Annotated in this window: 8 protein-coding genes and 1 pseudogene; 3 read left to right on the forward strand and 6 right to left on the reverse strand. The window is 67.4% G+C overall.

What is annotated here, in order from left to right; genetic code table 11:
* Positions 1-36: 36 nt before the first annotated feature.
* Complete coding sequence (locus ACFQV6_RS26405) at positions 37-1,449, reverse strand: plasmid pRiA4b ORF-3 family protein (protein ID WP_378030270.1); 1,413 nt, start codon at positions 1,447-1,449, stop codon at positions 37-39.
* Between the two features lie 264 nt (positions 1,450-1,713).
* Here ACFQV6_RS26405 and ACFQV6_RS26410 point away from each other — a divergent pair, with 264 nt between their 5' ends.
* The 3 genes from ACFQV6_RS26410 (at position 1,714) to ACFQV6_RS26420 (ending at position 4,295) form a co-directional block, all read left to right on the forward strand.
* Complete coding sequence (locus ACFQV6_RS26410) at positions 1,714-2,892, forward strand: WXG100 family type VII secretion target (protein ID WP_378030271.1); 1,179 nt, start codon at positions 1,714-1,716, stop codon at positions 2,890-2,892.
* 8 nt (positions 2,893-2,900) lie between these two features.
* On the forward strand, positions 2,901-3,245 hold the full coding sequence (locus ACFQV6_RS26415) for a hypothetical protein (RefSeq protein WP_378030272.1): 345 nt from the start codon (positions 2,901-2,903) through the stop codon (positions 3,243-3,245).
* Positions 3,246-3,485: 240 nt separating this feature from the next.
* On the forward strand, positions 3,486-4,295 hold the full coding sequence (locus ACFQV6_RS26420) for a DUF4142 domain-containing protein (RefSeq protein WP_378030273.1): 810 nt from the start codon (positions 3,486-3,488) through the stop codon (positions 4,293-4,295).
* A 20-nt stretch (positions 4,296-4,315) separates the two neighbouring features.
* Here the strand turns inward: ACFQV6_RS26420 and ACFQV6_RS26425 are convergent, their stop codons facing one another.
* The 5 genes and pseudogenes from ACFQV6_RS26425 to ACFQV6_RS26445 form a co-directional block, all read right to left on the reverse strand.
* Positions 4,316-4,537: a helix-turn-helix transcriptional regulator gene (locus ACFQV6_RS26425; RefSeq protein WP_378030274.1), complete on the reverse strand. Its 222-nt coding sequence runs from the start codon at positions 4,535-4,537 to the stop codon at positions 4,316-4,318.
* Positions 4,538-4,800: 263 nt separating this feature from the next.
* Positions 4,801-5,112, reverse strand: coding sequence for a helix-turn-helix transcriptional regulator (locus tag ACFQV6_RS26430; RefSeq protein ID WP_378030275.1), 312 nt, complete (start codon positions 5,110-5,112; stop codon positions 4,801-4,803).
* A gap of 63 nt (positions 5,113-5,175) precedes the next feature.
* On the reverse strand, positions 5,176-5,550 hold the full coding sequence (locus ACFQV6_RS26435) for a hypothetical protein (RefSeq protein ID WP_378030276.1): 375 nt from the start codon (positions 5,548-5,550) through the stop codon (positions 5,176-5,178).
* On the reverse strand, positions 5,547-6,767 hold the full coding sequence (locus ACFQV6_RS26440; RefSeq protein WP_378030277.1) for a WXG100 family type VII secretion target: 1,221 nt from the start codon (positions 6,765-6,767) through the stop codon (positions 5,547-5,549). The genes ACFQV6_RS26435 and ACFQV6_RS26440 overlap by 4 nt, the downstream gene beginning before the upstream one ends.
* Before the next feature lie 123 nt (positions 6,768-6,890).
* Positions 6,891-8,666: pseudogene (locus tag ACFQV6_RS26445) on the reverse strand (hypothetical protein); the annotation flags it as partial.

The raw sequence follows: 8,666 nt of genomic DNA on the forward strand, positions 1-8,666 counted from the left end.
GTGCGCGATGCTGGCCGGCTTGTGCGGGGATCCTTCTCATCCCCGGCCGGTCAGCGCCCGGGTCACCTCCGTGGCGTCGAAGCGTGCGGGGTCGAAGTCGCCGGCGGATCGGAGGCCGAGCCATTCCAGCCGTTCTTTATGGTCCGGGTGGCTCGGATCGCTGAGGATTTCGACGAGTTCGGCGTATCCCCAGATGCCGCCGCAGTCGTCCGGCGGAGCGGCACGCCGGCCGCCGGTGCATTGCGGGTATGGCCCCGCTCGGCGGTCGAGAAGCTTCTCCACCAGGATCTCGTGATCCCAGTTGTCACCGAAGTCGTAGAGGTACCCCACCTTGCTCCCGGCTCGGGGCGCGACCTGTTTCAGCGTCACCGGTTTCTCCGCGCGGTGGCCGAGCTCCCGGTCGGGCACGCCGAATCTGCCGGACGGCGTTTCGAAGACGTGTAGATGGCTGTCCTGCCAGCCGAAGGCCACCTGAATGATGTGGTGCAGATCGGCCAGGCTGGTGTCGCCGGGAAGTTCCAGGCGCCGCCAGATCGGGGGCTTCGAACCACGCAGGCTGACCTTGACCTGATAGATCGGGGCCGGCCCGTCGGAATTCTTCTTCGGTTTGGCTCGCACCGGCATCTCCAGAGCCGCTGGCCTGTCGTTGTCACCGTGCGCGGCAGGTGGGCGCGGTGGCTCGGGAAGAGCGCCCATCCGGGCGCGCAGCAACACGCTTAGCGCGTGATAACCGGGGCCGTCCTCGTCGCGGCCGTCGTCCAGTTCCGGCTCGTCATCCTCTTGATCGTGTACGGCACGGGCGTCCAGGGCCCGTTCGATCTGCCAACGGAACTCGGCCGGATCCAGCTCCTCGACAATCAGTGTCAGACCCGCACGGAGTCCGTCCGCCTGGATCATCGTGCTGACATTCTCCAGCGACTCGCCGGCGAACAGGATGATGTCCGCAGCCGCGTCACAGTCGAGGTGATCGACGTGCACCAAGAAACCGTGCGAGCGCCCGGACCGTTCGAACGAGCACATCAGCATCGACGCCTCGCCGCCCGGGTCGCCGTAGCGCCGGCTCAAACCGATCCTCACCGGTTCGGACAACTCGCCGGCCCAGACCGGCGCCGGCACCCCGGCCTCCATCAGGCGACGGGCCGCGTCTCCGGCCCCGGCATGGTCGTCGACCGCGTCGACAGCGAGGAGCACAGCGAGCGATCCTGAGGTGGAAAGCTGTGTCAGCGAGGGGACGATGCCCTCCGAGAGTGCCTCCGTGAAGCCCTCACCGGCTAGCTCTCCTGCGGCCAGGAAGTTCGCGCCGAACAGCTCGCCCTCCAGCGGGTCGTCGACTGCGAGAAGAGCGGTGGCCGATTCGGACAGGTCGGCGACGAAGGCTTCGGGATCGAAGTCGTCGTCCGAGCATTCCGGGCAGTCGCACTGCTCCGGAACGTCCACCGCAGGCTTCACGACGCGCTGATCGGACCGGCGCGACTTCGCATTCTTCCGACCGCGACTCACGGGACTCATCCGGCCATCCTGCCGCACGGCCGCCGCGCCCATGAGCCGCACATCACCCATTCGGCGTACGGGTGATGGCGTCTTTCAGCGCGCAGCGCGGCCAGCACCGAACTCCGTCGGCCCGTCGGGGGTACTCCTTCGTAGGTCTGCGGCCGAGGGGAGTAACCGTGGACACAACGATGCCGCGAAGGCCCCTGGTCCATGGCTTGCCTGGTGAGTGAGTCCGCATTGGTCGCGGACGCGCGCGACCCGACGGCCTGGTACACCGGGCTCGGTCTGGTGCAAGACGCCACCGAGATCAGCAACGGCATAAGCGACCACAGCTGGGTGGACGTGACCCTGGGCGGCGTGGGTGGCGGCCTTGACCTGCTCGCCGCGGGGATCGACCCGCTCGGGACGCTCATGGCCTGGGGAGTCGGCTGGCTGCTCGAGCATGTCGAGCCGTTGCGGGACACGTTGGACTGGCTGGCCGGCAATCCGGCCGAGGTCGCTGCGCACGCCGCCACGTGGCAGAACGTCTCCACGTCGACGACCGGCGCTCACCAGCGATTCGCGAGCTCGGTCCGTACCCAGACCGCAGACTGGCGCGGCGATGCCGCCGACGCCTACCGCGCCCATGCCACCGAGCAACTCGCTGCACTCGACGGCATCGCGACCGTCACGAAAGCTATTTCGTACGCGGTTGAAGGCGCTGGTCTTCTGGTTGGCCTGGTCCGTGAGATCGTCCGTGACCTGATCGCTCAATTCGTCGCGACCCTAGCGGTACGGCTGCCGCAGTGGCTTGCCGCGGAAGGGCTCACGGTCGGGCTCGCCACTCCGGTGGTGGTCGGTCAGGTAGCCACGCTCGTTGCCAAATGGATCAACCGGATCCAGCACTTCATCCTCGGCGAGCTGGCGGGGATACTCCATCGCCTCCAGCAGCTGCTCGGTCGACTCAGCCGGACCGACCCGGTGAGGGTCCCCGGATGGAGGTCGCACGCCAGCAGGGAACGTCCGGAGACCGGCCTGTTCCGTGAGGGCGACGGTATCGTCCGTAACGGCAAGAAGCTCCTTATGAGCAGCGAGAACGTCCTGGCGGTCGCGGGCAAATACGGCATCAACATGGAAGGTGTCAGATTCTCTGTCGACAAACTTCGGCGTGGGTCCGGGCCAGGCAGGGAGTTCTACGGTGTGACGACGCCCGACGGCGAGATCAAGCTCGCTCGTGACGCGTTCGTGGATGAGGAACAGCTGGCTCGCACCCTGGCACATGAGAGGTTTCACCTCGACGAACTGCGCAACGGAATGGATTTTCCTTGGAATGAAGCGGACCGCGCGGCCTCCGAGGTGCGCGCGTACGCCTACGAGGAGCGATGGTGGCAGTCGATGAAGCACCTGATCGACAGGGAGTAGATCGCCGGATGGATGAGATGACAGAGGGCAATCGCAGGTGGGAGGCATGGTTCGACGCCTTCACCAAGATTCGGGATGCCTGGCCGGCCTGGGAGGACGTGCCCTGTCCGGACGGTGATCACGGGCGCCTGCACATCACATACACGGGAAGCCAGGAAAGCAGAGTCGGCTTCGCCACCCTCTGGTGCGACGTGGGGCGCAACGGCATCTTCCTCTCCCGGGTCGGTATCCCTGAGGGAGTCGAGATGCTGGACTTCGATGCTTCGCCGGAAGAGCGGGCAGCTGTCATCCCGGAGATCACCCTCATCCCTACGAAGCCGTACACCCCCGACGATGATGCGGCCACCCGCTGAGCGGGACGGCGGCGTCGGGGCCGGTCATTTCGATCTTGTTTGGGGGCTGGTGGCCGACTCGTCCGGCCGCCTGGGGGCCAAGCGGTGCCGTCGGAAATTTGGAGCGCTTCGAGGCTGATCCGATCCGGTCAGCGATGCGTACTTCCTGATGTCTGCACGTGTCGATGGCGCTCGATGAGCGTCCTGAAGCCATGCCCGAAGGCGGCAACGGCGAGACACGCACGAGTCAGGGAGGTTCGCGTGGCCGGTTTCGGCTTGACGTTCGCGTGGCGCCGTCTGTGTGGTGCGGTGCTTCTCTCCGTTGTGCTGATCCTGCTCGCACCGGAGAAGGTCATGGCCGCACCGGACGTGCCGGTGCCTCCCGAGAACCTTCTCACCGACCGGGGCCGGGGTGATATCTCGGACGCTGACCGGGACTTCGTCGTCAAGGTGCGGCTTGCCGGGTTGTGGGAGATTCCGGCCGGCGAGATGGCGCAGGAGAAGTCGGACAGCGCGCGGATCAAGCGGATCGGCCGCAGCATCGCGGACCAGCACACTGTGCTCGACGAGCTCACGCGTAACGCCGCGAAGAAGCTCGACGTCGACCTGCCGAACGAGCCGAACAAGGATCAGCAGGGCTGGCTCGACGAGATGGACGAGGCGGTGGGTGACGACTTCGACGACATCTACATCGACCGGCTCCGGGCGGCGCACGGCAAGATCTTCCCGGCGATCGCGACGATCCGGGCCAGCACCCGCAATGACACCGTACGCAAGCTGGCGCAGCAGGCGAACCAGTTCGTCATGACGCACATGACGCTGCTGGAAAGCAGTGGGATCGTGGATTTTGCCGCCCTTCCGACCGCTCCCGCTCCGGCGGCGGCCACGAGCCGCCCGTCGGCAGCGCTGCTCTCCGCGGCGGAGCAAAGCCAGTCGTCCGGAGCGAACGTGCCGCTGATCCTCGCGGCGCTCGCCGGTGGTTTGGCGGCGGGAGCTTTCGCCACCCGGCAGATCGTCGGTAATCGCCGGCCGGGATACCGTTCGCGCCGAAACCGGTATTACGGCGGCTGACACCAAAGCGGCGCGGCGGGTTACTCGGCCTTGGTCGCTTGGCGCCGGGGCCGCCGGCCGGCGCGGTAGGTGCTGATCCACGCTTCGATGTCGCCGAGGTTCCAGATCTTGCCCTGTGCCAGCTTGGCGATGGGCTTGGGGAAGTCGGGACGGCCGGCCAGCTGGTAGGCCCGTTGGCGGCTCACGCCGAGCATGTCGCGGATCTCGTGCGCACCGACAAGGCGGAGAGGCTCACCGTTCATGACCACGACTATAGTCCTGCGACTATAGTCGTGGGAACCGGCAACCCGAACGAGTGCCTGGTAGGTCCGGTGCCGGGCCGCGTGGTGCCCGTTTGACGGCAGCGCTTCCAGAGTCGACCTCGAACCACAGCTCCTCGCCGGTGGTACGCCTTGGCAACTCTGGCGGCTGCCATGGCGCACGAACACACGCTCGGATTCTCGGCGTCGACCACCCGACGCCACGAACGCGGCGGACGGAGGAGGGTTGATCGGGCCGACGCTGGTTACGTCGAGGTGGGGCGCTGCTGGATCACCGATGTGCCCGCTGCCTCGGAGCGCGGCTCGGGTCCCGAGGTCTGACCGGTGCCGCCTTCCGAGGGCGGCCGGGCTTGGCGGTCGCGTCGTCGTTTGCCGGTGCGGTTGGTGCTGATCCACGCTTCGATGTCGTCGAGGTCCCAGATCTTGCCCTGGGCCAGCTTGGCGATGGGCTTGGGAAAGTCGGGACGGCCGGCCAGCTGGTAGGCCCGTTGGCGGCTCACGCCGAGCATCTCCCGGATCTCGTGCGCGCCGACGAGGCGGAGGGGGTCACCGTTCATGACCATGACTATAGTCGTATGACTATACTGATGGGAGTGCGGGTGGTGGGCTCAGGCCTCAGGTCACGCCCGCGGGTGTGCGTCCTCGATGCGGCTGCAGTGGAGATGGTCGAGCAGGTTCTTCTGCTCGGTGTCGGTCAGGGCAGCGAAGGAGCGGTATGCCACCTGCCTCGCGTGCGGTGTCTCGGCGGCCAGCAGGGAAACGATCGCGGCCCAGGCCAGGGACACTGCGTGGAAGCGGTCTTCGCGGAGCACCGGAAGCGTCGTCAGATCGCCCAATGTGGTGGCCGCGTCGTTGTCTGCCGCTGCTCTGTCGCCGAGTTCGAAGACGGCCTTTCCGCGGAAGGGGCCGCCGGCGCGGACGAGGGCGGCCAGGTCGGCGTTGCTCATCTCGCGGACCGGGGGCACGGGCAGCGGCGGCGGCACGGGGATGCTCATGGTTCCTCTCCGAAGATCTGCCGGTACTCCTCGCGTACCAGCTGTTCGAGTTTCGCGACGGACTCGTGATCGCCGATCGACTCGGCGTATCGGATCTCCTGCTCGTAGGCGTGGACCTCGTTGGCGTACCGCACCTGCGGATCCTCGAACCAGCCTCGCATGCCGGCCCACCCGGCGGCCCGATCGTCGCGCATGTGCTGCAGTTCGTGGAGCAGTGCACCGTAGGAGGCGTCGGGATCCAGGATCAGCACACCCGGGCTTCCGGGGGACGGGCTCGGGCCATAGGCGAGGCCGCCGGTGCGGAACGTTATCTCGACTCCAGCGGTTTCCGCTTCGCGTATCGCGTTGTCCCACGCGGCCGGGTGCGTTTCGCGGGCGGGTCCCCATCGGGCCAGGGGGTCGGCGTCGGAGTGGCGGAAGTACTGCCGATCTCTGACCTTCGGTGTTGTCGGATCGGTGCGGGCGAGAGCGTTTGTGCGTATGTGGGCCCGGTCGAGGAGACCGGTGAGCCTGTCGAGCATGGGGTGGAGGCGGCGGAGGCTGGTCAGCAAGGCTAGGAGGAAGTGGTGGATCCTGGCGCTCCACCTGGCCACCAGCGCGGCGACCTGGGTGATCACGAACGGGGTGGCGACACCCAGGGTCAGGCCCTCAGCGGCGAGCCACTGGGGCAGGCGGGCGGCCAGGGTGCCGACGAACTGGGCGATCAGGTCGCGGACCAGGTCGCGGACGGCGGCGACCAGGAGACCGGCTCCTTCTATCGCGTACGAGATGCCCTGCGCTGCCGTGGCCAGAGTTTCCAGGACCCGCAGGTGCGCGTGGGCGTGGGCGCTGTAGGAATCGCCGGAGGTGCCGGACCACCCGGTCAGTACGGTTTGCAGGCTTTCTACGTACACATGCTGGGTTTGTGTGATGTGAACCGCGACGTTCGACCAGGTGGCGGCATGCGCAGCTATCTCGTCGGCATTGCCGGCGAGCCAGTCGAGAGCCTGCTGGAGCGGCTGGACGTGCTCCATCAACCAGGAGACGCCCCAGGAGAAGAGCGTGCCCAGCGGATCCACAGCGAGCGAAAGAGTGTCCAGTGTGGCACCGGCGCCGCCGAGGAGAGGGTCGACCCAGCTGTGGTTGCGGATGCCCGCGGTGATGTCGGCGGCGTCTCCGACCAGGCCGAGGCCGGTGTGCCAGGTTGTCGAATCATGAGTGGATGCGACCAGAGACACCGTTGACCCCCTGATGGCCGGTTCCCTGATGAGGTGAACCCTGGCCGGCGGGTCTCGGTTCACAGCGAACGGCGGGCCTGAGCAGAGGGGGTGCTCAGGCCCGCCGTTCGGGTCGGGGGGTGGTCAGGCGAAGGCTTTGATGGTTGCCCAGTTCACGTGGAGGACGGTCTTCACGGGGGCGTTGGTGTTGGTGGCCGACGGGTTGTAGATGCGCATGTAGCCGTCGGAGCCGAGGCGGGCCCAGAGGTCGGGGATGCGGTCCTTGTTGACGTCGGGGATGGCGATGACGGCGGTGACGGTGGTGGTGGTCCAGTTGGTTCCGTACTGGGCGTCGCTGCCCTTGGCGGAGGCCGCGGCGCTCTTCAGGGAGTCGATGTTGACGCTGCCGGCCACCGGGCCGGGTTTGCCGTGGCGCAGGGCCATGACGCCGCTGGGGAACTGGCGGTAGAGCATGTCGGGTGTGCCGTCCAGGTCGACGTCGGCGATGTTGACGAGGTCGCGGGCGGTGCTGGCCCAGGCGGTGCCGTCCATCAGGGTGGCCTGCTGGAACGTGGCGCCGGTGTAGCCGGAGAGGAACCAGAGTGCGGTGCCGGCCTGGACGGTCAGGTCGGGGAGCTTGTCGCCGGTGACGTCGCCGACGGCCTTCATCTGGGTCCAGGTGGAGGGTGCGGGTGCGTTGGACGGCAGGAAGATCTTCAGGCGGTCGTCGACGTTGAAGCTGCCGTAGCCGTCGCCGGGGTAGAGCCACATGGTGCCGTCGTAGTGGCGGACGAACAGGTCGGTGATGCCGTCACCGGGGTAGACGTCGGCGTACTTGGCGATCAGGGACGTCTTGTTGGAGGCGGCGTCGTACCAGTGGCCCTTGGGGTCGAGGCTGCCGTTGGTGGTGTAGGAGGCGCTCAGGCAGCTGTAGAGCTCGCCGAGTTCGTCACCGACGCAGTTGCGCAGGTCGCCGTTGGCGTTGATGGTGATCAGGTCGGGGATGCCGTCGCCGCCGGTGTCGCCGGGTGCGTCTCCGGTGCTGCTCGGCGGCACATAGGTGTTGTAGTAGGTGATCGGGCTGGGGTTGCCGACCGCGTCGTAGGCGATGACTTCCAGGCCGTTCGGCCCGGCGTGACGGGGTTTGAGGGCGGGCACCGTGGCGATGCCGTTGGTGGCGGTCACCGGCTGCGGGCTGACACCTTCGAATGAGTACTGGAAGCGCACGGCTCCGGCGGACTCGAAGGTGATCGAGCCGGTCTGTCCGAACTTGACGGTGGCCCAGGTGGCGCCGTCCGGGGTCGCCTCCTTGAACACCTCACTCGACACGTCGGGTGCCGGCGGTGCCGAGGCGTCGATGGTGACCCGGCAGGTGGTGGTGTCGCTCGGGTACCGCACGGAGACGGCGCCGCTGGTGTCCTCGGCGCGGACGTCCCAGTTGTAGCTGACCTTGTCGGTCAGGCTGGTCGTGGGAACCGTGTAGCTGGCCCAGCCGTTCGCGTCCGGGGTGATGGCGTTGCCGCCGGTGGCGGCCGGAGCGGTGGCGGTCGTCGCCCACCAGCGGAATCGCAGCTTGGAAAGGTTGCCGTCGGGGTCGATCGACCGGGCCTTGAGCACGATGTTGGTCTTGCCGAGCGTGCGGGTGGCGGTGGCGACGACGCAGGCGCCACCGGGCGTGGTGGTCACGTCGGTGGGCTTGCCGGGCGTCCGGTTGTAGGTGGCGCTCAGCACGGCGGTGTTGGCCTGGAACTTGCGCCAGGTCAGGGTGTCGCTTTCGGAGCTGGCGCGCATGCCCAGGGTGATGTTGGTGGCGCCGGCGTCGGCGCCACGCTGGGCGGCGTCCTTGACGTTGAAGGAGACGTAGTCGTCGGAGCAGGAGCTGCTGTAGCCGTTGGCGAACGACAGTTTCTGCTGCAGGTA

Origin of the sequence: Actinoplanes sp. GCM10030250 (assembly GCF_042666575.1) — a bacterium.
Taxonomy (GTDB): domain Bacteria; phylum Actinomycetota; class Actinomycetes; order Mycobacteriales; family Micromonosporaceae; genus Actinoplanes.